Annotated in this window: 18 protein-coding genes and 1 tRNA gene; 5 read left to right on the top strand and 14 right to left on the bottom strand. The window is 71.5% G+C overall.

Annotated elements, in window-relative coordinates; genetic code table 11:
* Positions 1 to 36: 36 nt before the first annotated feature.
* Positions 37 to 981, bottom strand: coding sequence for a homoserine kinase (gene thrB, locus AB0D32_RS25095; RefSeq protein WP_357094956.1), 945 nt, complete (start codon positions 979 to 981; stop codon positions 37 to 39).
* A gap of 140 nt (positions 982 to 1,121) precedes the next feature.
* Between thrB and AB0D32_RS25090 the strand changes: the two genes are divergently transcribed.
* Positions 1,122 to 1,418 carry a hypothetical protein gene (locus tag AB0D32_RS25090; protein ID WP_357094953.1) on the top strand — a complete coding sequence of 99 codons (297 nt, stop codon included), beginning with the start codon at positions 1,122 to 1,124 and terminating at the stop codon, positions 1,416 to 1,418.
* Between the two features lie 88 nt (positions 1,419 to 1,506).
* On the opposite strand, the gene AB0D32_RS25085 is transcribed toward AB0D32_RS25090, so the two are convergent.
* From AB0D32_RS25085 to argS, 6 genes are all read right to left on the bottom strand, one after another.
* Entirely contained in the window at positions 1,507 to 2,751 is a 1,245-nt protein-coding gene (locus tag AB0D32_RS25085; protein WP_357094950.1) for an MFS transporter, read from the bottom strand.
* A gap of 112 nt (positions 2,752 to 2,863) precedes the next feature.
* The gene (locus tag AB0D32_RS25080) at positions 2,864 to 6,154 is read right to left on the bottom strand and encodes an efflux RND transporter permease subunit (protein WP_357094947.1); all 3,291 of its coding nucleotides are present in this window, start codon (positions 6,152 to 6,154) and stop codon (positions 2,864 to 2,866) included.
* 262 nt (positions 6,155 to 6,416) lie between these two features.
* Positions 6,417 to 7,466: a threonine synthase gene (gene thrC / locus AB0D32_RS25075; protein WP_357094944.1), complete on the bottom strand. Its 1,050-nt coding sequence runs from the start codon at positions 7,464 to 7,466 to the stop codon at positions 6,417 to 6,419.
* 147 nt (positions 7,467 to 7,613) lie between these two features.
* The gene (locus AB0D32_RS25070; RefSeq protein ID WP_357095051.1) at positions 7,614 to 8,927 is read right to left on the bottom strand and encodes a homoserine dehydrogenase; all 1,314 of its coding nucleotides are present in this window, start codon (positions 8,925 to 8,927) and stop codon (positions 7,614 to 7,616) included.
* Positions 8,928 to 8,935: 8 nt separating this feature from the next.
* Positions 8,936 to 10,348, bottom strand: a complete 1,413-nt coding sequence (lysA, locus tag AB0D32_RS25065; protein WP_357094942.1) for a diaminopimelate decarboxylase — start codon at positions 10,346 to 10,348, stop codon at positions 8,936 to 8,938.
* A 63-nt stretch (positions 10,349 to 10,411) separates the two neighbouring features.
* Positions 10,412 to 12,076, bottom strand: a complete 1,665-nt coding sequence (gene argS, locus AB0D32_RS25060; protein WP_357094939.1) for an arginine--tRNA ligase — start codon at positions 12,074 to 12,076, stop codon at positions 10,412 to 10,414.
* Positions 12,077 to 12,176: 100 nt separating this feature from the next.
* Between argS and AB0D32_RS25055 the strand changes: the two genes are divergently transcribed.
* A complete protein-coding gene (locus AB0D32_RS25055; RefSeq protein ID WP_357094937.1) occupies positions 12,177 to 13,001 on the top strand; it encodes a DUF3105 domain-containing protein in 825 nt (274 codons plus the stop codon).
* A 1-nt stretch (position 13,002) separates the two neighbouring features.
* Complete coding sequence (locus tag AB0D32_RS25050; protein ID WP_357094934.1) at positions 13,003 to 13,656, top strand: DUF305 domain-containing protein; 654 nt, start codon at positions 13,003 to 13,005, stop codon at positions 13,654 to 13,656.
* Between the two features lie 92 nt (positions 13,657 to 13,748).
* Here the strand turns inward: AB0D32_RS25050 and AB0D32_RS25045 are convergent, their stop codons facing one another.
* The 5 genes from AB0D32_RS25045 to AB0D32_RS25025 all read right to left on the bottom strand — a co-directional run bounded on the left by AB0D32_RS25045 (position 13,749) and on the right by AB0D32_RS25025 (position 17,451).
* On the bottom strand, positions 13,749 to 14,279 hold the full coding sequence (locus AB0D32_RS25045; RefSeq protein ID WP_357094930.1) for a MauE/DoxX family redox-associated membrane protein: 531 nt from the start codon (positions 14,277 to 14,279) through the stop codon (positions 13,749 to 13,751).
* Positions 14,276 to 14,671: a S26 family signal peptidase gene (locus AB0D32_RS25040; RefSeq protein ID WP_357095048.1), complete on the bottom strand. Its 396-nt coding sequence runs from the start codon at positions 14,669 to 14,671 to the stop codon at positions 14,276 to 14,278. Before AB0D32_RS25040 ends, AB0D32_RS25045 begins: the two co-directional genes overlap by 4 nt.
* A gap of 98 nt (positions 14,672 to 14,769) precedes the next feature.
* Complete coding sequence (locus AB0D32_RS25035) at positions 14,770 to 16,581, bottom strand: ABC transporter ATP-binding protein (protein WP_357094929.1); 1,812 nt, start codon at positions 16,579 to 16,581, stop codon at positions 14,770 to 14,772.
* A gap of 41 nt (positions 16,582 to 16,622) precedes the next feature.
* Complete coding sequence (locus AB0D32_RS25030; protein ID WP_357094925.1) at positions 16,623 to 17,159, bottom strand: hypothetical protein; 537 nt, start codon at positions 17,157 to 17,159, stop codon at positions 16,623 to 16,625.
* Between the two features lie 85 nt (positions 17,160 to 17,244).
* Positions 17,245 to 17,451, bottom strand: coding sequence for a hypothetical protein (locus tag AB0D32_RS25025; protein WP_357094923.1), 207 nt, complete (start codon positions 17,449 to 17,451; stop codon positions 17,245 to 17,247).
* Positions 17,452 to 18,544: 1,093 nt separating this feature from the next.
* Between AB0D32_RS25025 and AB0D32_RS25020 the strand changes: the two genes are divergently transcribed.
* Positions 18,545 to 19,237 (top strand): winged helix-turn-helix domain-containing protein, encoded by a 693-nt coding sequence (locus AB0D32_RS25020; RefSeq protein WP_357094920.1) that lies wholly within the window; start codon positions 18,545 to 18,547, stop codon positions 19,235 to 19,237.
* A gap of 767 nt (positions 19,238 to 20,004) precedes the next feature.
* Positions 20,005 to 20,079: transfer RNA gene (locus tag AB0D32_RS25015), tRNA-Arg, on the top strand.
* 287 nt (positions 20,080 to 20,366) lie between these two features.
* On the opposite strand, the gene AB0D32_RS25010 is transcribed toward AB0D32_RS25015, so the two are convergent.
* The gene (locus AB0D32_RS25010) at positions 20,367 to 22,592 is read right to left on the bottom strand and encodes a PQQ-binding-like beta-propeller repeat protein (RefSeq protein ID WP_357094917.1); all 2,226 of its coding nucleotides are present in this window, start codon (positions 22,590 to 22,592) and stop codon (positions 20,367 to 20,369) included.
* A gap of 421 nt (positions 22,593 to 23,013) precedes the next feature.
* Positions 23,014 to 23,973: a non-homologous end-joining DNA ligase gene (gene ligD, locus AB0D32_RS25005; RefSeq protein WP_357094914.1), complete on the bottom strand. Its 960-nt coding sequence runs from the start codon at positions 23,971 to 23,973 to the stop codon at positions 23,014 to 23,016.
* Between the last annotated feature and the right edge of the window lie 102 nt (positions 23,974 to 24,075).

The raw sequence follows: 24,075 nt of genomic DNA, 5'->3' as shown, positions 1-24,075 counted from the left end.
CGCATGCTTCGCGGCTGTGCTAAGTCTAGAGCGTAATCAACTCTTCCGACCTGCGGCAACAGGGTCCCGCTCTGCGTGTCCCAGTCTACCCCGGGCAACCTGTGCTCCGCGCCCGTCTGGATCCAACCGCCAGACCTGCCAACCTGTTCCCGGATCGAAGCCCTCAGGCAGGTCGGTCAGGGCCAGGACGGTCGGTCCCGCCCCGCTGATCACAGCGGCCACACCCGCCGCACGCAGCACTTTCACCAGAGCGGCACTGCCGGGCATGCCGTCGGCACGATAATCCTGGTGCAGCCGGTCGACGGTGGCCGGCAGCAGCAGACCCGGGTCGGCGGTCAGCGCGTGCACCAGCAGCGCGGCACGGCCGGCGTTCAGCGCCGCGTCATCGTGGGGCACGGTGGTCGGCAGCGCGGCGCGCGCGGTCGCCGTCAGGCCGCGCTCCGCCGGCACGAAGACCGTCGGTCGTACGCCGTCGGCGACGGGCAGCGACACCGCCCGGGCTCCGGAGGGCTCCGTCCAGGCCAGCGTGAAACCGCCGAGCAGGCACGGCGCCACGTTGTCCGGATGGCCCTCGATCTCGGCGGCGAGCCGCAGCGTGGCGGCGTCGTCGAGGCGGGTCTCGCCGTCGGTGACCAGCCCGCGGGCCAGCAGCACGCCGGCGACGATCGCCGCGGACGAGGAGCCCAGCCCACGAGCCTGCGGGATGCGGTTCACGCATTCCACGGCCAGGCCCGGCGGCTGCCCGCCGAGCACGTCGAAGGCCGCCCGCATGGCGCGGACGACCAGGTGCCGGTCGTCGGCCGGGAGCTCCCCGGCGCCCTGGCCGGTCACGGCCACCGTGACGCCCTCCGCCGTCACCTCGGCGGCCACGTCGTCGTGCAGAGCCAGGGCGAGCCCCAGGGCGTCGAACCCCGGCCCCAGGTTGGCGCTGGTGGCGGGGACCCGGACCCGGACCGGGCCGGAGGTGAAGTTGGTGCGCACGGGCTCATGCTAGGGCTCCGCACCGACGACCCGGTCCCCGCCCGCCGGGTGGGGCGGGTCGGGGCCGGTCGCCTTTGCCGGACGGTGGCGGCCTCGCCGGTCCGTTAGCCTGACCCGACCGACGGCGGCTGGAGGCAGGGATGCTCGAATTCGAGTACGTGGCGACGACAGCCGCCTTCCAGGCGCCCACGGTGTTGGTCGTGCTGGTCGGCCTCGTACTGGCCGCCACGGCCGGGCAACGGCTGTCCCGCAAGCCCCGGCTGCTGGCGTTCTCCGGGCTCGGTGTGCTGCTGGTCAGCACGGTGCTCAACGTGGCCTGGAACCTGCTGCTGCCCCGGCTGTTCGACGCCGACTGGGGGCGTCGAACTTCGCACTGCTCAACTTGGCCTACGGCGGGGTGCTGGCCCTGGCGTACCCGCTCGGGACGGGTCTGCTGATCGCGGCCGCGCTGGCCGGACGGCGGGCGGGCGGCGCGGAGGCCGGCCCGTTCGGCGGCGGCCACCGGCAGGAAGATGGCCGGCAGGGTCAGTGGGCGACGCTCGGGGTCGGCTGCGCCGCCGGGTCCGTGAGCGAGAGCCGCCGGGTGGCGATGCGCCAGCCGACCGCGTAGACCACCGTGACGAGCCCACAACTGGCCAGCACCACCCGCTCGTCCACCGTGTCCACCACGGCGGCCACCGCGAGCTGGCTCACCGAGACGGCCAGGGTCGCCAGCATCATGTCGGTGGCGAACACGCGGCCCCGCAGCCGGTCCGGCACCTCGCCTTGGAGCGCGAAGTTCGACATCACCCAGTTGCTGCCGCCCGCGAAGTGGGCGACGAAGACCAGGACCAGCACCAGCGGGAACCAGCTCGCGACCGAGGTGCCGAGGTAGGCCAGGCCGTAGATGGACATGGACAGCGCCAGCCCGGGCAGCAGCCAGGCCCGGTTGGTCAGCACCCGGCGCATCAGGATCGGCCCGACGAGCGCCCCCGCGCCACGCACCGCGAAGAGCAGCCCGGTGCCGACCGGACCCACGCCGTACACCGCCGCCAGCAGCGGGAACACCGTCAGCACACCGTTGCCGAGGCCGACGGCCGACTTCACGGTGACCAGCGCCAGCACCCTCGGCCGGTGCCCGATGTAGCCCAGCGCCTCACGGATCGCGGGCCAGGTCCGCTGCGCCGGGCGGTCGACGTCGCGGGGTGCCTGCAACGGCCGGCGGATCAGCGTCGCCAGGCCCGCGGCGATCACCAGGCCCACGGCCGCCACCCAGAAGCAGGCGTACGGGCCGACTGCGGCGCTGAGCACGCCGCCGAGGGAGGCGCCGACGATGGTCATGGTGCCCCAGGCCGAACCGGCGACGGCGTTGCCGGCGGCCAGCTCGTCGGGGTCGAGCACGTTGGGCAGGGCCGCCTGCGCTGCCGGGGAGTAGAACGCCTTGGCGACCGCCACCACACCGATCCCGGCCATCGCCAGCCAGGCCGTCCCGGCGCTGCGTACGCCGAGCAGCATCAGCACGCCGATCAGGGCTGCGACGTTCGAGATGATCATGACCTTGCGCCGGTCGAACCGGTCGGCGATCGTGCCGGTGTACGGCAGCAGCAACGCCACGATTCCGGTGTCGGCGGCGAGCACCAGCGCACCCCAGACGCCGCTGCCGGTCAGGTCCGGCAGCAGCACCAGCAGCGGCACCATGACGAACCAGTCGGCGCCGAAGACCACCAGTTCGGCGAGGAAGAGGTTGCGGAAGTTTCGGTTGCGGGTGAGAACCGAGACGGTGGACGGCACGTCCGGGACCCTACCGGGCGGTGACCGGCGGGCCAGCCGTACGGCGGGTACCTGACCCAACGCGAACGCCCCCGCCGGGCGGAACCCGTCGGGGGCGTTCGCGGACGTACCGCTACTCGGTGGGCGGCAGCGGGGACCTGCGGCTCTTCGGCAGCCGCAGCACCTCGAACTGGTCGGTGCCGTCCACCAGCGCACCCGACGATGTCGAACGGGACGCCGGGGCGGCGGAGCCCTCCGCAACGGCGGCGGACGGGGAGCCCGAGACGGACACCGGGACCGGCTCGGCGGCGGGCGCCCCGCCGTCGTCGCCCGCCGGGGCGGCCGGCGCCGTCCCGCCCGCCCGGCGGGCAGCCCGTCGGGACCGGAACGACTCCTTGGTGTTCTCCGCCATCGCGTAGAGCGTCGGCACCAGGATCAGGGTGAGCAGCGTCGAGCTGAGCAGGCCGCCGATCACCACGATCGCCAGCGGCTTGGAGATGAAGCCGCCCTCCCCCGTGAGGCCGAGCGCCATCGGCAGCAGCGCGAAGATGGTGGCGACCGCGGTCATCAGGATCGGCCGCAGCCGGCGCCGGCCACCCTCGACCACCGCCTCCTGGACCCCCATGCCCTGCTCCCGGTACTGGTTGACCAGATCCAGCAGCACGATCGCGTTGGTAACCACGATGCCGACGAGCATGAGTACGCCGATCAGCGCCGGCACGCCCAGCGGGGTGCCGGTGGCCAGCAGCAGGCCGATCGCGCCGGTCGCCGCGAACGGGATGGAGATCAGCAGGATCAGCGCCTGGACCAGGCTGCGGAACGTCGCCACCATGATCAGGAAGACGATCGCGATGGCCGCGAGCACCGCCAGGCCCAGGTCGGCGAAGGCCTCCGCCTGGTCCGCGCTGACCCCGCCGACGGCGAAGCTCGCCCCCCGCACGTTGATGCCGTCCAGCTTCTTCTGCAACTCCTTGGTGATGGCACCGAGGTTCGAGCCGGTGGCCGTACCGGTGACGGAGACGCTGCGCTCGCCGTCGATCCGGCTCACCTGCTGCGGGCCCTCGGTCTGGGTGACCTCGGCGATGTCGTCGAGCTTCACCGGCCCGACCCGCATCGCCCGCAACTCCTCCACGGTGGCAGGCGGCTTGCCCGCGAACCGCAGCACCACGTCCCGCTGCCCGTCGTCGAGCGTGACCTGCCCCAGGGGCGCGCCCCGGAACGCCTGGGCCACCACCTGGCCGACAGCGGCCTCGGTGAGCCCGACCCGACCGGCGGCGACCCGGTCGACGGTGACGTCGACGCGCGGCACCCGCGTGGCCAGGCTGGTGGAGACGTCCTCGACGCCCTTCAGCCCGGCCATCGCCGAACGGACCTCCTCGGCGGCCCGGTTCAGGGTCTCCGGGTCGGCGCCCTGGACGACCACCGCGATCTGGTTGGCGGCCGCCCCACCCTGGCCGGCACCGAAGCTGATCTCGCCGACGCCCTCGCCCAGCGCGTCGAACTCCCGGCGCAGGGTCTCCCGCATCTGCTGGGCGTCGGTCCCGTCGCCCAGGGCCAGCGACCAGTTGGCTACGTTGTTGCCGCCGCCGCCGAACGGGTTGTCCCCGCCGCCCGCCGTGACCTGGTACGTCTCGACGTCCCCGGTACGCTCCAGCACCGCCTCGATCTGCCGCGCCGCCGCGTCGGTGCCGGCCAGCCCGGTGCCCGCCGGCAGCTCCTGGGTGATGCTCAGGGTGTCCTGACCGGAGTCGTCGATGAAGTTGGTCTCCAGCTGACGGGACAGGCCGAAGGTGCCGAACAGCACGAGCACGCCGAGCCCCAGCGTGATCCACCGGTTGGCCCGCTTACGCGTCGCGAACCCGATCACCGGCAGGTACGCCCGCTGCAACGGGTTGCGCAGCTCCTTCTCCTCCGCCTCCCGACGCACCGCGGCGTCGTCGGCCGTACCGCCCGAGGGCTTCAGGAACCAGTACGCGAGCACCGGGATGACGGTCAGCGAGACCAGCAGCGAGGCGAGCAGGGCCACCGTGACGGTGATCGCGAACGGCGCGAAGAGCTGCCCGACGAAGCCGCCCACCAGTGCGATCGGCGCGAAGACGGCGACGGTGGTGAGGGTGGACGCGGTCACCGCGCCGGCCACCTCGCGGACGCCGGCGAGGATCGCCTCCCGCTTCGGCTCGCCGTACTCCAGATGTCTCTTGATGTTCTCCAGCACGACGATCGAGTCGTCGACCACCCGGCCGACCGCGATGGTGAGCGCGCCGAGGGTGAGCAGGTTGAGCGAGTGGTCGCCGATCCAGAGGGCGATCAGGGCGACGACCACCGAGAGCGGAATGGAGACGGCGGTGACCACGGTGGAGCGGACCGACAGCAGGAAGACGAGGATGACCACGACGGCCATGACCAGGCCCAACAGTCCCTCGGTGGTCAGGCTCTCGATCGACTTCTCGACGAACGGCGCCTGGTCGAAGACGACGGTCAGCTCGGCGCCGGAAGCCTCCCGCAGGTCGGCGAGGCGGTCCCGGATCTCGTGGGAGATCTCCACCGCGTTGCCGTCCGGGGCGGCGGTGATCGCGATGCCCAGGCTGTCCTTGCCGTTGGTGCGGGTGATCGCGGTGGCCGGGGCGAGCTGCTGCTCGACGGTGGCCACGTCGCCGAGGCGGACCGGGGCCGCCCGGCCCGTCGCCGGTGCGACCACGACGCCACGCAGGTCGTCCAGCGTGGCGAGCCGGGTGCCGACCTGCACCGGGAGCGCACGGGTGCCGTCGGTCACGGCACCGGCCGGCACCGTCACGCCGTTGGTCTTCAGCGCCGCGCCGAGGGCCGTGGGCTGGAGCTTCGCCGCCGCCAACTTGGCCGGATCCGGGGTGACCACCAGGACGTCGTCGCGGGCGCCGGTCAGGTCGACCGTCCGTACCCCCTCGATCGCCTCCAGGTCGGGCAGGACCGTGGCGCGCAGCTTCTCCGCGAGGACACGCTGGTCGGCACCGCCGGAGGCGGCGAGCACCACCGCGGGCAGGTCGTCGGTGCTGCCCGCGATGACCTGCGGGTCCACCCCCTCCGGCAGCTGCGCGTCGATCCGGTTGAGCGCGGTCTGCATCTTGTTGACGACGTCGTCCAGGTCGGTGCCGAACTCGTACTGGACCTGGACGGTGGCGGATCCCTCACGGGAGGTCGAAGTGACCTTGTCCAGCCCGGGGATGCCCTGGAGGCTGTTCTCGATCGGCTCGGTGACCTGCGACTCGACGACCTCGGGCCCGGCGCCGGGGTAGACCGCCACGATGAACGCGGCCGGGAACTCCAGCGACGGCAGGAGCTGCTGCTTCAGTGACGGTACGGCGAACGCCCCGAACAGCGTTGTCACCACCGCGATGAGGGCGATCAGCCCCCGGTTGGCGAGGCTGAATCTGGCGAGCAGCGACATCGGCGTGACTCACTCCTGGAAAGGCGATTGGCGGGGTACGGATTCTCCCCCACGCGGCCCGACCGGCCCCTGTCGGCCCTGCCCTCGCCCGGCGCCCAGAAACCGACACCCGTCGCCCTGGCCACGCCCGTGCTGCTCGACGACGAGCCGCCCGCCGTCGCGCCGTCGGCCGACAGTCCTCGCCCACCGCCGTCAACGGTCGCGTCGCCCATCGCTGTCGGCCGCCGGCCGGTGGCTGCGACCGTTGGCAGTCGCCGGTGGATCAGGCGAGGTCGAGACAGCGTGCGGCGGCCAGGGGATCGTTGGCGATGGTGGTGGGCACGGGCGCGGTGGAGATGGCCCACTCCGGGTCCTTCAGGCCGTGACCGGTGACCGTGCAGACCACCGTCGAGCCGGCCGGGACCCGACCTGCGGCGGCCTGCTGGAGCAGGCCGGCCACGCTCGCCGCGCTGCCCAGCTCCACGAAGACCCCGACCTCACGGGCCAGCAGCCGGTACGCGGCCAGGATCTCCCGATCGGTGACGGCGGCGATCAGACCGCCGGAGGCGTCCCGGGCGTCGAGCGCCCTGGTCCAGCTCGCCGGGTTGCCGATCCGGATGGCCGTGGCGATCGTGGACGGCTCGCGGACCACCTGGCCGGTGACGATCGGGGCGGCGCCGGCCGCCTGGAAGCCGTACATCTTCGGGGCCCGGGTGGCGTTGCCGTCCCGCAGGTCCTCCGAGTAGCCCATCCAGTAGGCGGAGACGTTGCCGGCGTTGCCGACCGGCAGGCAGTGGATGTCGGGCGCGTCGCCCAACGCCTCGACGATCTCGAACGCGGCCGTCTTCTGGCCGTGCAGCCGGTCGATGTTGACCGAGTTGACCAGGGCGACCGGGTAGTCCTGGGCGAGCTTCGCGGCCAGCGCCAGGCAGTCGTCGAAGTTGCCCTGCACCTGGAGCAGCCTCGCCCCGTGTACGAGCGCCTGGGCCAGCTTGCCCAGTGCGATCTTGCCCTGCGGCACGAGCACCGCACAGGTCAGGCCGGCGCGGGCCGCGTACGCCGCCGCGGAGGCGCTGGTGTTGCCGGTGGAGGCGCAGATGATCGCCTTGTTGCCGGCCTCGACCGCCTTGGAGACCGCGACCGTCATGCCCCGGTCCTTGAACGAGCCCGTCGGGTTCGCGCCCTCCACCTTCAGATACACGTCGCAGCCGAGCCGGGCGGAGAGCACCGGCGCGGGCAGCAGCGGGGTGTTCCCCTCGTGCAGGGTCACGACCGGGGTGGCATCGGTGACCGGCAGCCGGTCCCGGTACGCGTCGATCAGGCCCCGCCACATGTCGCTCTCCCTCGCCTCTACCGCCCCGCCCAGCCGGGTACGCCGTTAGCCTGGACCAGCATCACCGGGCCCCCGTCGGCGCACCCGCAGTTAACCATCAGGCGAGACGCGGAAGCGCCCGCCCCGCCGGGGCCGCGAACGGGCCGGTCACAGGCCGCCCTCCACCCGCAGCACGCTCGCCACCGAGCGGACGATGTCCAGCCCGCGCAGCTCGCCCACGGTGGCGGCCAGCGCCGCGTCCGGCGCCACGTGGGTGACGATGACCAAATCCGCGTCCTCGCCCCGGCCGGCCGCGCCGCCGCCCGCCGGCCCCTGCCGCACGGTGGCGATCGACACGTCGTGCCGGGCGAACACCCCGGCCACCGCCTCCAGCACACCCGGCCGGTCAGCCACGTCCAGGCTGATGTGGTAGCGGGTCAGCGCCTCACCCATCGGCCGCACCGGCAGGTCGGCGTACGCGCTCTCGCTGGCCGAGCGCACCCCGGCGAGCCGGTTGCGGGAGACCGCCACCACGTCGCCGAGCACCGCGCTGGCGGTCGGCGCGCCGCCCGCGCCCCGGCCGTAGAACATCAGCGGCCCGGCCGCCTCGGCCTCGACGAAGACGGCGTTGAACGCGTCGCCGACGCTGGCCAGCGGGTGGCCCAGCGGGATCATCGCCGGGTGCACCCGCACGCTGACCGTCTCCCGGCCGGCGGCGTCGGCGCCCCGGGCGGCGATGCAGAGCAGCTTGATGGTGCATCCCATCGCCTTGGCGCTGGCCACGTCGGCCGCGGTGACCTCGGTGATGCCCTCCCGGTGCACGTCGGCCGCGCCCACCCGGGTGTGGAACGCCAGCGAGGCGAGGATGGCCGCCTTGGCCGCAGCGTCGAAGCCCTCCACGTCGGCGGTCGGGTCGGCCTCGGCGTAGCCCAGCTCGGTGGCCTCCTCCAGCGCCTCCGCGAAGCCGGCGCCGGTGGCGTCCATGGCGGACAGGATGAAGTTGGTGGTGCCGTTGACGATGCCGGTGACCCGGTTGATCCGGTCGCCGTGCAGCGACTCGCGCAGCGGGCGCAGCAGCGGGATCGCCCCCGCCACGGACGCCTCGTAGTAGAGGTCGCCGCCGCCGTCGGCCGCCGCGTCGTGCAGGGCCGCGCCGTCCTCCGCGAGCAGCGCCTTGTTGGCCGTGACCACGCTCTTGCCGGCCCGCAGCGCCTCCACCAGCCAACTGCGCGCCGGCTCGATGCCGCCGACCACCTCGATGACCACGTCCACGTCGTCGCGCTTGACCAGGCCGAGCACGTCGGTGGTGAACAGGGCCTCATCGACGGGCAGGTCGCCCCGGTCGCGGCCGAGACGGCGTACGGCGATGCCGGCGATCTCCAGCGGGGCGCCGATCCGGGCGGCGAGGTCGGCGGCCTGCTCGTGCAGCAGCCGGACCACCTCGCTACCAACCGTGCCGCAGCCGAGCAGTGCCAGGCGCACAGGTGTTGTCATCCCACGTCCAATGCCAGCAGGTCCTCTTCGGTCTCCCGCCGGACGATCAGGCGCGCCCGGCCGTCCCGCACCGCGACCACCGGGGGGCGGGGCACATGGTTGTAGTTGCTGGCCATGCTCCGGCAGTAGGCGCCGGTGCCCGGCACCGCGACAAGATCTCCGGGCCGCACGTCGGCGGGCAGGAATTCATCCTTCACCACGATGTCCCCGGACTCACAGTGCTTTCCCACCACGCGGGCGAGCAGCGGCCCGGCGGCCGACGCGCGGGACGCCAGCGTCGCCGAGTAGGACGCGTCGTAGAGGGCGGTGCGGATGTTGTCGCTCATCCCCCCGTCGACGCTCACGTAGGCACGCCGCCCGTCGGCCGAGTCACCGCCGGCGCCCACCGGCACGGACTTCACCGTGCCCACCTCGTAGAGGGTGAACACGGCCGGTCCCACGATCGCCCGGCCCGGCTCGATCGACAGGTGCGGCACCGCCAGCCGCTCCACGGCGCACTCGGACTCGACGATCCGGCGCAGCCGCTTCGCCAGGTCCTGGGGGGCGGCCGGGTCGTCCTGGGTGGTGTACGCGATGCCGAAGCCGCCGCCGAGGTCCAGCTCGGGCAGCTCCACCCCGCGCGCGTCGCGGATCTGCGCCTGGAGGCCGAGCACCCGGCGGGCGGAGACCTCGAAGCCGCTGGCGTCGAAGATCTGCGAGCCGATGTGCGAGTGCAGCCCGCGCAGCTCCAGCACGCCCTCGTCGAGCACCCGGAAGGCCGCCTCGGCCGCCGCCCCGCCCGCGAGGGAGAAGCCGAACTTCTGGTCCTCGTGGGCGGTGGCGATGAACTCGTGGGTGTGCGCCTCGACGCCGACCGTGACCCGGATCATCACCCGGGGGCGTACGCCCCGCTCGCGGGCGAGCGCGGTGAGCCGGTCGATCTCGTCGAACGAGTCGAGGATGATCCGGCCGACCCCGGCGTCCAACGCCCGGGTCAGCTCGGCCACCGACTTGTTGTTGCCGTGGAAGCCGATCCGCTCGGGCGGCATCCCGGCCGACAACGCGGTGGCCAGTTCGCCCCCGGTGCACACGTCGAGGTGCAGGCCCTCCTCGGCGATCATCCGGACCACCGCGCGGCAGAGGAACGCCTTGCCCGCGTAGTAGACGTCGACGCCGTCGAAGGCGGTGCGGAAGTCGCGGCAACGCGAGCGCAGGTCGTCCTCGTCGAGGACGTACACCGGGGTGCCGAACTCGGCCGCGATGTCGCGGACGCCGAGCCCGGCCACGGCGAGCACGCCGTCACCGCCGCGCGTCACGTTGCGCGGCCACAGCTGCGGCACCAGGGCGTTGACGTCGGCCGGGGTACGCAGCCACGCCGGCCCCCGGCTGCCGATGTCACCGTGCAGCGCACCGGCCTCGTGAGCGCGCATTACCGCTCTTCCCTTCGCGCCTGCGGGGCTCGCAAGCTCACTCCTCGCGCTCGCATGAGCGAGCTACATCCTTTCCGGGGCCGAGACGCCGAGCAGGCGCAGGCCGTTGGCGATCACCGTACGGGTGGCGTCGTTGAGCCAGAGCCGGGCGCGGTGCAGGTCGGTGATCTCCTCGTCGCCGCGCGGCAGGATCCGGCACTCGTCGTAGAACCGGTGGTAGGCCCCGGCCAGCTCCTCCAGGTAGCGCGCCACCCGGTGCGGGCCGCGCAGCTCGGCCGCCGCCGCGACCACGGCGGGGAACTCGGCGAGCGCCTTGAGCAGCTCGTTCTCCTTCTCGTGGCCGAGCAGCTCGGGGCGGAACGCCTCGGCGTCGCCCCGGGTCAGCCCCACCTCGGCGGCGTTGCGGCCCACGCTGGCCGTCCGGGCGGCCACGTACTGCACGTAGTAGACCGGGTTGTCGCGGGTGGCCCGGGTCCACAGCTCGACGTCGATGTCGATCGGGGAGTCGCTGGAGTAGCGGGCCAGCGCGTACCGGGAGGCGTCCACGCCGATCGCGTCGACCATGTCCTCCAGGGTCACCACGGTGCCGGCCCGCTTGCTCATCCGGACCGGGGCGCCGTCGCGGACCAGGTTGACCATCTGGCCGATCAGGATCTCCAGGCTGCGCTCCGGGTCGTCGCCGAAGCAGGCGGCCATCGCCTTCATCCGGCCGATGTAGCCGTGGTGGTCGGCCCCGAGCATGATCACGACCCGGTCGAAGCCGCGCTCCCGCTTGTCGAGGTAGTAGGCGCAGTCGGCGGCGAAGTACGTCCACTCGCCGTTGGACTTGCGCAGCACCCGGTCCTTGTCGTCGGCGAAGTCGGTGGTGCGCAGCCAGGTCGCGCCGTCGGACTCGAACACCCGGCCCTGCTCGCGCAGCCGCTGGAGGGCGAGATCCAGCTCGCCCCGGTCGTGCAGGTCCTTCTCGTTGAAGTAGGTGTCGAACTCCACCCCGAAACCGCGCAGCGAGGACTTGATCTCGGCGAACATGAGCTGCACGCCCTCGACCCGGAAGACCTCCTGGGCGGCGGCCTCGTCCAGCTCCAGCACGTCCGGACGGATGCCCCGGACGGCGTCGGCGATCTCGGTGATGTACGCCCCGGCGTACCCGTCCTCCGGGGCCGGCTCGCCCTTGGCGGCGGCGAGCAGCGAGCGGGCGAACCGGTCGATCTGCGAGCCGGCGTCGTTGAAATAGTATTCCGTGCCGACGTCGGCGCCGGTGGCGCGCAGGAGCCGGCTGAGCGCGTCGCCGACGGCCGCCCACCGGACGCCGCCGATGTGCACCGGGCCGGTCGGGTTCGCCGAGACGAACTCCAGGTTCATCCGCTGGCCGGCGAGCCGGTCGCTGCGGCCGTACGCCTCGCCGGCCTCGACGATCGTCCGGGCGAGCTGGCCGGCGGAGGCCGCGTCGAGCCGGATGTTGAGGAAGCCCGGCCCGGCGATCTCCACCGACTTGACCCCCGGGGCCCGACCGAGCTGCTCGGCGAGGGCCGTGGCCAGCTCGCGCGGCGCGACGCCCACCTTCTTGCTGAGCTGAAGCGCCAGCGTGGAGGCGTAGTCGCCGTGCTCGGGGTTGCGGGGTCGCTCGACCGCCGTCCGCTCCGGCAGAGCGGAACGGTCCAGGCCCCGCTCGGTGAAGACGGCGTGGGCTGCGGAGAGGACGACCTCGGCGAGTTCTGCGGGAGTCACCTATCCATGTTATCGGGGGTAGACTCGGCACCCGCGGCGGCGACCCAGTGTGTGAGACCGGCCCGCCGGATCCCCCGACCGACCGACCTGACGAGGCACCATGAGCATCAGCACACCGGGTGGCGGCCCCGAGCGCCGTCCGTCCGTGGTCAGCACCGGCAAGAAGCCGGCGGCGGGCCGGCCGGCAGCCGGCGGCAAGCCCGGGTCCGGCAGCGCCAAGACCGGGTCCGGCAAGCCGACCGGTCCCCGCCCCGGCGCCGGTGGCAAGGGTCGCAAGCCCATCGCCCCGGTGAAGGTGAGCCAGGGCCGCTCCTGGGGCCCGATCGCGCTCTTCGTCGCCGTGGGCCTGCTCGCCGTGTCGATCATCGGCTACGGCGCCTGGGCGTCGTTCAACGGTGCCAAGCCCTGGGAGGACCGGGCGGCCGACATCGAGGGCATCGTGAATTACCGCGATAAGGACCCTGAGAGTCTCAAGTACGAGTCGCACCAGGCGGGGAAGGTGTCGTACAAGTACACCCCTCCGGCTGGTGGCGGACATAACAACACGTGGCAGCGTTGCCTGGGCGACGTGTACGAGGCACCGATCGCCAGCGAGCACGCCGTGCACAGCCTGGAGCACGGAGCGGTGTGGCTCACCTACCGCCCCGACCTGCCGAAGGAGGACGTGGAGAAGCTGGCTGGCGTGATCCGGGGCAACGACTTCATGCTCATGAGCCCGTTCGAGGGACTCGACAAGCCGATCTCGCTCCAGGCGTGGGGCTACCAGCTCAAGGTCGACAGTGCGAACGACCCGCGGATCAAGGAGTTTGCCACCACGCTCGCGCAGAACGCCTCGATCGAGCCGGGTGTGCCCTGCTCATCCGGCAACTACACCACCGGCACCGGCACCGAGCCACGCGAGTTGGCGCCCCCCACGGGAGGCTGAGATGCCGAACGCGCTGCAGGAGGTCCCGGTCGTGGAGGAAGATCCGGTGACGAAACACCAACCCTCGCGGGTGCTGCGGTACCTGACCCTCGCCGTTGCCGCCCTGCTACTACTCGGGCTGGGCTGGACAGCAGCCATCCTGACCACCGGGCGCACACCGAGCGACACCTCGGTTGAAGCGGGCTTCGCTCGGGACATGTCCCGACACCACGCTCAGGCGGTGGAAATGGCTATGGTCGCGTACGCAAAAGGGGCGGATCCCGCTGTACGGCAGGTCGGCTACGACATGGCCCTGACCCAGCAGGCCCAGATCGGGCAGATGCAGCGCTGGCTGCAGGAATGGGAGTTGCTACCGACCGGCTCACGTCCGGCCATGGCCTGGATGTCGGACGGGGCCCAGGTAGGTCCAGATGGTTTGATGCCCGGAATGGCCACCCGCGAGCAGATCATCGAGCTGCATGAGGCGCGTGGATCCGACGTGGACCGGATCTTCCTGGAGTTGATGATCATGCACCACCTCGGCGGTATCCACATGGCCGACGCAGCCCTGGCCGCGTCCGATCGCCCAGAGGTGATCAAGATGGCCGAGGCGATGAAGCGGTTGCAGCAACAGGAAGTCACCGAGATGCGCCAACTGCAGCAGGCAACGCAATAACCGGCTGGCGAGACGGCAGAGTATCGGCCCGCAGAGTCGTCTGCGGGCCGATACTTTTCTGCTGTCTGCACAGGGTGCGGCGATCGTGATCGTCAGCGGCGCTCGAAGTCCCAGCCGGTCAGGTAGATCAAGTCGTCGAGGCGAACCACGATCGCCGCGAGCACCAGCGCGGCGGCTACAGCGATCGCGATCCCCTGCGTCGCCACGGCGCCAACAGCGAACGACAGGACGAGAGCAGCCAAGGCGACTACCGCCAGGACCACGTTGCGGACCACGTGAAGCGCCGACAGTTCGACGCCGCTCGCGCCGCCGAAGCAGTTGCATCTGACGCGCCTGGCACCACGCACGATGTGGTAGACCCCTGCGGCAAGAACACCGAACAGCGCCGCCGCCATCGCCGACCCGAGGATCACGGTCGACGGGACGAGGAGAAGCGGCGCGGTCACGATCTCGGCGGCCACCAGCGCGACCGCGACCGGGGCACGCAACGGCGCCGGGACGTCCATGGCCGTAAACATCTGCCGGTAGTCCGCGCGCGACGCCCGGCTGTGTAGCTTGCCGACCACGGCCGCCGCCAGCACGAAGACGAGTGTCAGTCGGAGAGCCAGTGCCACCACGGTCATCGCACCCTCACCTGTCCAGTGCCGGTAGCAGCGCTCCGGGGGTCCGGGCCGCTCATCCGCCGCACCACGACCCCGACGACCGCGTCGAGCGGGACGAACCCGTACTGCCGTGAGTCGCCACTGGCCTCAGGGTTGTCACCAAGCAGCACCATCCGATTCGGTGGTACCACGGTGGTCGCAGTGTCGATTGCCGCAGGTACAGGCTCACCGGCCATGGCCACCACGCGTTTGATCACCCTCCGTTGCAGCAACGCCTCGGCCGGGTCGACGCCGGTCGGTACGGGTCGCAACCGTTCCGGCAGGTCCACTACGACAACCTGTCCGGCGCGCACTCGACCTGGGCGCGACCGACGCACCAGCACCCGATCTCCGTGCATGTAGGTTGGAGCCATACTCAGGCCACGCACGGTCACCACGAGATGCTGGCGACGCAACCACGTCGCACCACCTGTCAGCGCGGCGGCCACAGCGCAGGCGAGCAATAACCAGCTCACGGCCGGCCCGCCGCTCCGACGTAGCCGTCAGCCTGCAAATGGAACAGCCGGGCATAGCTGCCGCCGGCGCGGATCAGCCGGTCGTGGTCGCCGCGCTCGGCAATCACTCCCTCGGAGAGGACGGCGATGTCGTCGGCGTCGCGAAGCGTACCCAGGCGGTGAGAGATCAGTAGGCTGGTGCGGCCGCGGCGGTGCTCCCGAAGCTGCCGGTGCATCGCCACCTCCGCCTCGGCGTCGAGCCCGGAACTGGGTTCGTCGAGGATCAACAGGTCGCGGTCACCGCGGAACAGCGCGCGAGCGAACGCGACCCGCTGCCCCTGACCGCCGGAGAGCAGCACCCCGGTATCACTGTCCGAGGAATCGATCCCCTCGATGTACATCCGGGTCAGCAACGTGTCGTAGCCCTTCGGCAGCCTGGTCAGCACGTCGTGCATACCGGCGCGGCGGGCAGCTTCCTCGATGCCAGCTCGGTCGTCGAGACGGGTCAGGTCACCCAAGCCGATGTTCTCGGCGGCGGACAGTTCATACTCCATGTAATCCTGGAACACGGTGCCGATCCGCTCCCGCAGCTCGGCCGGGTCGAACTCCCGCAAGTCGACGCCGTCCCAGCGGATCGACCCCCGGACCGGATCGTAGAGCCGGCAGAGCAGCTTCACAACGGTGCTCTTGCCCGCGCCGTTCAACCCGACCAGCGCCGTCGCGCGGCCGGCCGCAATCAGAAGGTCGACCCCGCGTAGAACCCACGGCTGATCCGGGCCGTACCGGAACCAGACGTCCTGAAAGGTGATCCCCTCCCTGAGCGGTGGCACCGCCCGAGGCCGCTCCGGCACCGGCAGGTCGGTCGGGACAGTGGTCGCGGCGTGGTAGTGATCGAGCATCAGCAGCGCCTCGTGCACGGCGGCGAACCGCGACACGGTGGTCGCCATCGCGCCCTGGACCGCAGCGACAGCGGTCGCGAACACGGTCACGTCACCGATACTCAGCCGGCCCGCGCGAGCCGCCATGATCGCCCACACCAGCCCGCCACCGGCGATCACCGCACCGAGAACGCCCAGGACAGCCTGCACGCCAAGCTCCCGGCGGTCCAGCCGGCGGTTCTCGGCGTTGGCTGACAGCAGTTCAGTGACCATCCGCTGCTGGAAGAACCCGCCCAGCCCGAACAGCCGCACCTCCTTGGCCTCTCGGGGCTCGCTCAGCAGGCTGGCGTAGAAATACTGACGGCGCGCGGCGTAGCCGATGCGCCACATCGCCCCTGCCCGCAGCCGACTCAGGCGCAACTCGGCCCGAAGGGTGGGGATCGCGCTGACCGCGACCGCGATCACCAACCAGGGATTGATCAGGGCGAGGGTGACCGAGAAGCCGGTGAGTGTCACGGCGCTCGTCGCGATCCCGATCACGCCGCTGACGAGATCGCTGGGGCCGGTGCTGCCGGCCTGCTGCGCCAGCCGCAGCCGGGTGTGGAAGGCCGAATCCTCCAGCTTCGCCAAACCGATCAGTCGCTCGCGCATGGCGGTGAACAGTCGCGAGACGGCGGCCACCCGTACCCGGCGGCCAAACTCCGACTCCGTGTAGCGGGTCAGAGCGGGCAGTGCGACGGCAGCGACGCCGGCGGCAGCGAGGATCGCCGCAAGCCCGACCAACCGGTGCGGAGACAGTCCACCAACCAGCCCGTCGAGGGTGAGCTTGGTGAGCCAAGCAACGACCACTGGCGCGCCGCCGGCCACCATGGCCAGCACCAGCATCGCCAGGACATAGCGCGGCGCGGCACGCCAGGCGAGACCGCCGGCCGTCAGGGCGTGCCGCGCCATTGTCCGCGCCGGGAGCGATTCACTCCCGCCGGCATACCTGTTCACGTCACCGCCGGGACGGCGAGGGCCGCCGGCGGCTCGTTGCTCACGAGGGTCCCGTCCGTACCGAACCGACCAACTGAAGGGTATCCCTTGACCTGGAAGCTCGTGACCAACGGCCCGCCCGCCCGCTCGACGACCACCATTGCCACCTCACGCAGTTCGGCAACCAGGTCCGCCCCCTCGGCCGATGTCTCGGCGACCACCACTGCCAGAACCTCACCGCGGCCGCCCGGCAGCGCGGCGGCGGCGTCGACGAACCGGGGTAGCCACTCGGCGCACGCGGGGCAGGTCGGGGAAAAGAATCCGACAAGACCGCCGGAGGCGAACACCGCCTCGGTCACATGCTCACCGTTGACGGTACGGGCAGAGAACGGGTCGGGTCGCGAGCCGACGGCGATCATCGACTCCGGCATGGGCGTGTTACTCATCAAGTGCGCCAACTGCTTGGACTGATCGCGGAGCCGCTTGGTGACCCCGAGCAGCAGGAACAGGTTGAACGCCGTGATCAGGACGCAGACCACTATGACGACGTACATGCTACTGGCTCTCCCTGTCTCTTTTACCTAGTGCGTACGCGAGGCGGTTGCCGCCACCGCGTACGCGGTGGCGGCAACCGGTTGATCACTGCTCCACGCAGGCGTAGCACTGGATGTACGAGGCACTGTCCTTGCAAAGGCACTTCTTCGTGCCGGTCATGCCACAGGGCAGGTAGTAGTAGCACGGCCCGGTGTACGGGTAGGACCCACACGGGCAACTCGCGGATGCCGTCGTGGCGGGCACGAACCTGTTGAGCACCTTTTCGCTGAGCTCTTCCAGCTTCTTGAACATGCTTTTCCCTTCTGTCGGGTGGTACTTGTTCCGGGACTGTACAACACGACAGATTTTCGCGCTGCCCTTAAAGAACATAGACGTGGATTTATTAGTTATCAGTTCGAGTGCGCCACAACCGAACGCCCGCGCGCAAGGCATCGCCAATCCATCTCGGCGGCTTGAGCAGCGCGTATGAAACTCGAGGCAAGGCGGCCCTCCGCACAGAGAAGGGGTCAGTGCCCCCTTCAACTTCAGCCGCCAGAGCCTCGGGAAAACAACCTGGATGGCAGGGGCGAGCACGGCGGCCAGCAGCAGCACAGCCTGACCGGAATCTCGTATACCTCAGGTCGGCGATGGAGCGTCCGGCACAAACGCTGTGCGAGGCCAGCGCTGCACTTCCGCACACCCAACCCAATCTCGTGCCTGAATCTGCTGGAACCCTTCGCGGCATCCGCAATTCGCCATGAGACCGCCCCAGGCAACCAATTCAAGCCACAACGACGCCACACCCGCGGTAGCCGACACCGCTCAAGCCTGAGAAGGCCCAGCGTTCGCCGCTCACTCCCACTCGAAGCGACGGCAAGCCGAGATTCGCAAGGATTTGCGTATACAAGAAACCGCCTTTCCCATCCCCTGCAGGAGCGCAGCCGGCAAGCTGGCCTCGTGGCGCAATACGCGCACAGACGCTTACGCAAGGGAGGGCGGAAATTTGGGCAGCGCACGCACCCTGCCGCCAAACATCCACAGCCCCCGTGACTGTGCATCCCGCCGCCTCTGCAGCGCGACGCCGCAACTATATCGACCACCGACGAGACCACGTCAAGCAAATCATCCCTGCGGAATAGGGCTTGACTGTGCGTGACTTTGCTCGGCAGCGGTTGCGGCGCTGCCGCTGAACACTTCTTCGCACGCCAGGATGCTGCGGCACCAAGCTGCGGCGAACCGAGACCGCGCCCCGCGACACAAAGAGTGACCGAGCCCCCACCGCATGACCCCCCGGGCCCGGGCTCATCGCGGGCCCCGGGTCACCCTCACTCGCACCACATGCCCAGCTAAGGGGGCATTTGGTGGTATTGAGTCACTTGATAGGAAGTGCATCGTTACCCGGAATGTGGGGGTTGCACTGAGAGACGCACGGCGTTCGGTCACCAGCTGGTGCCGGCGCCACACCATCGGCGGTGACGGGGCGGTGGCAGCCGTCCGTCGCGGACAGCGGCAGGGCGAGCCGGGAACGCTCAGCCGCGAACAGGAACTCGAACTCATCGACGTCCTGCGGGGCGTCTACCCCGACGAGCTGGCCCTGGACGAGGAGCTGTGGACGCGGCAGAGCCTGCACACCCTCATCCAACGCCGCTTCGAGCTGCCGATGGACGCCGGGGCGGTCGGGGCGTACCTGCGGGCCTGGGGGTTGGGTCCGCGGGAGCCCCGGGAACGGGCCTGCGGGCTCTGCGTCGGCGCGGTGGAGCGCTGGGTACGCAACGAGTACCCCGCCATCACCCGGGCCGCGCAGGAGCACCTCGCCGAGGTCTACTGGATCGGCCGGGTACGCCTGCGTGGCACGATGCCGGCGGCGGACGTCATCTCCGCCGTCTCCTCCCGTGGCCGGGTACGCTTCATGATCACCACGCCGTCGGTCGACCCGCCCCTCCCCCGCGACTTCGTGCTGCGGCTCAGCGGCGAGGAACAGCGGACCGTGCACCTGATCGTCGACGGCTCCTGGCCCCGCAACGAGTGGCCCCGACGCCTGCCCCGCCGCATCGTGCTGCACCCGCTGCCCAGTTGCGGTCGCGCCGTCGCCGCCTGACCGGCCCACACTCCGCCCGACCACTCCGCTGCCGGCAACCACCCGCGCCGCCCGAAGCCCGGCGCGGAGGCCGAGCAACCACCCGGCGCCGCCCGAAGCCGGGCGTGGGAGGCCAAGGCAGCCACCCCGCGCCGCCCGGGAGCCCGATGTGGGAGCCCGATGTGGGAGCCCGAGTGTGGGAAGCCGAGCGTGGGAGCCCGGCATCGGACGCCGACGTGGGAGCCAAGCATGGGAGCCCGGCATGGGAGGCCGAGCTTGGAGCCTGATGCCTGAAAGCCGATCGTGACAGCCGGAGCCAGTGGGCGCCCCGGTCACGCCGGCGGGCGCGTCGACGAGTGGAACACCAGGGCTGTATCCCATGCCGGGACACAACCCTGATGTTCCACTCGTCTGGTCGCCGCAGTGTTGCAGCTGATCGCCGGCAGCCCCGCGCCGCAGCTATCTCGGGCAGGTCGGCCGGGCCGGGGCGTGCACCCACGTCCTCACTCCCGCCCCGACAGGCGTCAGGCGCAAGGCGGAACAAGACACGGCGACAAGGTCTCGACGGCACGAGGCACAGGACGCGGCGGCAAAGGGCACGACGGCACGGGGCACAAGGCACGACGAACAGGAGCCACGGCGGCACGGGAAACAGGGCTGGCGGCACACGGCACGGCGGGACCGGGCACAGGGCACCAGCAGCACCGGGCATGGGCGACATGAGGGCAGGCACCGGATACCGATTCGGCGTTCCGGGGAGCCGTTTGCTAGTCTTCTCCAGTCGCTGAGCCCCCGTAGCTCAGGGGATAGAGCACCGCCCTCCGGAGGCGGGGGCGCAGGTTCGAATCCTGCCGGGGGCACCACCGATAAGCAACAGAAAGGCCGCTGACCGGGCAATCCGGTTCAGCGGCCTTTCTCGTATCTCCGGCCAGCACCGGTAGCCACCCACCACCGCCGGCCCATCAGCACCCTCACAGATCAGCACCCCCCGGCACCCCGGCCGTCCGGCACGGGCGCACCGTCGGGCACGGGCGCACCGTCCGGCACGAGCGCACCGTCCGGCACGAGCGCACCGTCCGGCACGAGCGCACCGTCCGGCACGGGCTCGACGGACACCCGTGCCGGACAGGCTGGCGGCACCACCGGGTCGTCAGTCCACGGCGATGCCGTGCAGGAAGCCGTCCTGGTCGCCGACCATGAGCATGTCGCCGATGACCACCGGCGGGCTGTAGCAGTAGGCGCTGGTAGTCAGCTGCAACCGGGTCCGGACCGATCCGGTGGCGAGGTCGAGTGCGACCAGCAGGCCGGTGGTGGTGGGGGTCCACGCGACGCCGTCGTGGATCGCCGCGCCGGTGCTGACCGGGCGGGCGCCGAGGCCGGCGGTCCACCGGGCCTGGCCGGTGGCCGGGTCCACCCGGGAGGCGGTACGGCCGCCGTCGTCGAACATCAGCACGTCGCCGTTGTCGAGCAGGAGCTTCGGGGCGTAGATGTAGGAGCCGGCCATCGACCAGCGCAGCTCGCCGGTGGCGGGGTCCAGCGCGAACGCGCTGGTCACGGTGGACACCAGGACCAGGCCGTTGGGCAGCACCTCCAGGTTGTCCGCCCAGGGGCCGTAGATGAGGCGGCTGTAGACGGTCGTGCGGGTGGTCGTGGAGAACGACCACAGCATGGCGCCGGTACGGGCGTCGTGGGCGTAGACGTTTCCGTCGCCGGCGCCGGCGTAGACGCGGGTGCCGTCGCTGGCCGCGCGACCGGCGAACATGCCCTTTCCGGCCACGTTCCACACCGTGTCGCCGGTCCGCGCGTCGATGGCCTGCCGGGTCTGGCCGGCGGAGAGCACGACCACGGTACGACCGTCGACCGTCGTCACCAGTGGGCTGCCGAGCACCGGGGCACCGGCGTCGTGGGTGAACCGGCGCCGGCCGGTGGCCGGGTCAAGGGCGTAGAGGCGGTGGTCGTCGGAGGGGACGTAGACGGTCCTTCCGTCGGGGGCGAACGCCGGCCGGCCGTGCACCGGGCCGATCCGCTCCCGCCAGCGCCGGGACAGTCCCCGGCGGGTGGGCCGGGCGCCGATGACGGTCCCGCCGGTGGTCGCGACGACCAGCAGATCGTCCCGGACGGCCAGGCCGGCCTGCACGGGCGCCCCGAGCTGCTCGCTCCAACGCACGCGGCGGGCGGTGCCGGGGAGGTCGAAGGTGCGGGTCTGCTCGTACCAGGCGCCGTCGGCGTCGGTGACGCGTACCGTCATCCGGTGCTCGCCCGGCGGCAGCGAGGTGATGTCCAGGCCGCCGGTGTAGCGGCGGCCGGCGCCGTCGGAGGTCAGGTTCCGCCACTGGCCGGCGTCCTTGAGCCCGTACGTGTGCTGCGGGTAGAGCTGGGCCTTCACGTTGGCGGCGCGGGCGTGCGGAGCGAGCCGTACCGACACGGCCAGCGCGGCGCCGGCCGGGTCGAGCGAGACCGCCTGGGGCCGCTGCTCGACGGCGGTACGTGGGCCGGAAACCGGAATGTCCAGCACCGGGCGGGACTCGGCGCTGCCGTCGGCGGCCCGCTGCACGGCCGTCACCTTGAGCACCTGGCCGTCGGGGCCGGCCGTGCGCTGCACCCAGTAGTAGATCGCCGAGCCGCGGGTGTCGTCGACCGCCAGCTGGGTCACCCCGTTGAACCGCTGCACCTGCTCGGCGTGCACGTGACCGGCGAACACGGCCCGCACGTTGTAGCGGTCGAGCAGCTCCAGCAGCCGCTCCTGATCGGAGACGTAGTAGTTGTCGCCGCCGAACGGGAAGTGGCACAGCAGGATGATCGGCACCCCGGGGGCGACCCTGTCCAGGTCCCGGGTCAGCCAACGGATGCCGGACTCGCCGAACCCGCCGGGTTCCTGGAGCAGGTGGCTGGGGTCCAGCGCGACGAAGTGCAGGCCGTCGAAGTCGAACGAGTACCGGCTCGGCCCGAACAGCGAGCCGTAGCGCTCGCCGGCCGTGCTGTCCCACCGCCAGTCGTGGTTGCCCGGCACGTGCCGGATGCGGGGCCGCAACGCCGTGGGGATGGTGTCGAAGTAGGTGTCGTACTCGTCCACCGAGCCGTGCTCGACGATGTCGCCGACGTGGCAGACGATCGACGGGTTCCGGGCGGCGATCTGCTCGTACGCCCAGCGCACCCCCTCGGTCCGCTCCGGAAGGTCCACGTCGATCTGGGTGTCCCCCAGCAGCGCGAACCCCGCGGACCAGGGCCCACCGTGCGCGGGCGGGCCGGCCACCGCGGGCGAACCACCTGCCACCGCGCCGGTGGCCGCCGCGGCGACCGCACCGACACCCAGGCCGAGCAGCCGGCGGCGGTCCATCGGAAGACGAGCAGGTTCGGGGGCGGGCAGCGATGGCATCATCTGTTCCTTCCGGCGACCGTCAGAATGCCGGGGAGTTTGGCACGGCCCCACCGCCGAACCAACGGTTCTCCTGCACATCTCCGAAAATTCCTCAGGAGATCGTCAATATGGGCCTAGTAATGGTCGGTTCCTTGCATGATTCGACACCGCGCCCGCAGGCCCGTCAGGTTCGCGGCGCAGTGGCACGTGACCAGCGCAGCAGGGCGACGAGCGCCAGCACGGCGGTCATCGCCCCGCCCACCAGCCGCACCCGGTGCCCTGCGACGAACTCGGCGGCCGACCTGGCGCCAGGTCGGCCGCCGCGCACGTCTGTCGGCGGCCCGACGACGCGAACGCGAGGTCGCCTCTGGACGTACGGCGGTGTGGATCGGTCGCCGCCCGACGTCGCCCGCACCGGTTGACGGGCGGCCCGCGTACGTCAGCCGGTGGCGCGGCGGGCGCGGGCCCGGCGCTTGCCCTCGTGCATGGCCTGCACCCGGGCGACCGGGATGGTGTGCCCCTGCGCGACCAGGTCGGCCGGGAGTCGCTGCGGCGCGGGCAGCCGCTCGGCCCACGGGTCGCGCTCGGCGACCAACGCCGGGACGCTGCGGATCGTGAAGTCCGCCGGGACGACGTCGCCCAGGTCGGCCCAGTCGACCGGGAAGGAGACCGGCACGCCCGGCCGCAGCCGGGGACTGTAGGCGGCCACCACGGTCGCCCCGCCGGCCCGGGTCGAGTCGACGAACACTTTGCCGCCCCGGTCCTCGCGGATGAAGGCGGTGGTGGCCAGCGCCGGGTCCAACTGCTCGGCGCGGGCCGCCACTGCCCGGGTCGCGGCGGCCATGTCCTCCACCGTGGCGCCTTCCGCCACCGGTACGAAGACGTGCACACCCTTGGCCCCGCTGGTCTTGACCGCACCGGAGAGTCCCGCGTCGGCGAGTGCCTGCCGGACCAGCCGCGCGGCGGCGACCGCCAGGCCGAAGGAGTCCCCCTCCGGCGGGTCGAGGTCGAGCACCAGGTGGGTGGGGCGGTGCAGGTCGTCGACCGTGGCCAGGGTGGGGTGGTATTCCACCGCGCGCTGGTTGGCGAACCAGAGCAGGGTGCGCCGGTCGTCGCAGAGCGCGTACGAGATCTCGCGGTGCGACGCCTCGGCCCAGACCGGCGTACGGGGTACCCAGTCCGGGGTGTACTTCGGCAGGTTCTTCTGCATGAACGGCGGCTGCCCCGGCCGTACCCGGATCACCGACAGCGGCCGGCCGCGCAACGGCGGCAGGATCCGCTCGCGCACCGCGTCGAGGTAGTCGACCAGGTCCCGCTTGGTCGCGCCGGCCCCGTCGAACAGCGGCTGGTCGAGGTTGGTCAGCGACACCCCGTCGCGGGTCTCGTCAGCACCACTCATCCGACCACCTTCGCGGCCCGTGGGCCGACGGTCAACCGGACACGGCGGGACGTTCCGCGCCGTACGGACCGCCGCCGGCCCGTACGGCGTCGAGGTCGTCGG

It is taken from the genome of Micromonospora sp. NPDC048170 (assembly GCF_040652795.1).
Taxonomy (GTDB): Bacteria; Actinomycetota; Actinomycetes; order Mycobacteriales; family Micromonosporaceae; genus Micromonospora.
The sequence above is the reverse complement of the archived record's forward strand: the minus strand, read 5'-3'. Positions and strand labels throughout refer to the sequence as shown.

What these genes read in the sequence shown, in the direction of transcription:
- AB0D32_RS25030 (WP_357094925.1), bottom strand. Translation starts at nt 17,159, where the DNA reads ATGTACGTCGTCATAGTGGTCTGCGTCCTGATCACGGCGTTCAACCTG.
- ligD (WP_357094914.1), bottom strand. Translation starts at nt 23,973, where the DNA reads ATGAGTGGTGCTGACGAGACCCGCGACGGGGTGTCGCTGACCAACCTC.
- AB0D32_RS25040 (WP_357095048.1), bottom strand. Translation starts at nt 14,671, where the DNA reads ATGGCTCCAACCTACATGCACGGAGATCGGGTGCTGGTGCGTCGGTCG.
- AB0D32_RS25090 (WP_357094953.1), top strand. Translation starts at nt 1,122, where the DNA reads ATGCTCGAATTCGAGTACGTGGCGACGACAGCCGCCTTCCAGGCGCCC.
- thrC (WP_357094944.1), bottom strand. Translation starts at nt 7,466, where the DNA reads ATGTGGCGGGGCCTGATCGACGCGTACCGGGACCGGCTGCCGGTCACC.
- AB0D32_RS25025 (WP_357094923.1), bottom strand. Translation starts at nt 17,451, where the DNA reads ATGTTCAAGAAGCTGGAAGAGCTCAGCGAAAAGGTGCTCAACAGGTTC.
- AB0D32_RS25050 (WP_357094934.1), top strand. Translation starts at nt 13,003, where the DNA reads ATGCCGAACGCGCTGCAGGAGGTCCCGGTCGTGGAGGAAGATCCGGTG.
- AB0D32_RS25035 (WP_357094929.1), bottom strand. Translation starts at nt 16,581, where the DNA reads ATGGCGCGGCACGCCCTGACGGCCGGCGGTCTCGCCTGGCGTGCCGCG.
- AB0D32_RS25045 (WP_357094930.1), bottom strand. Translation starts at nt 14,279, where the DNA reads ATGACCGTGGTGGCACTGGCTCTCCGACTGACACTCGTCTTCGTGCTG.
- lysA (WP_357094942.1), bottom strand. Translation starts at nt 10,348, where the DNA reads ATGCGCGCTCACGAGGCCGGTGCGCTGCACGGTGACATCGGCAGCCGG.
- AB0D32_RS25080 (WP_357094947.1), bottom strand. Translation starts at nt 6,154, where the DNA reads ATGTCGCTGCTCGCCAGATTCAGCCTCGCCAACCGGGGGCTGATCGCC.
- AB0D32_RS25055 (WP_357094937.1), top strand. Translation starts at nt 12,177, where the DNA reads ATGAGCATCAGCACACCGGGTGGCGGCCCCGAGCGCCGTCCGTCCGTG.
- AB0D32_RS25010 (WP_357094917.1), bottom strand. Translation starts at nt 22,592, where the DNA reads ATGCCATCGCTGCCCGCCCCCGAACCTGCTCGTCTTCCGATGGACCGC.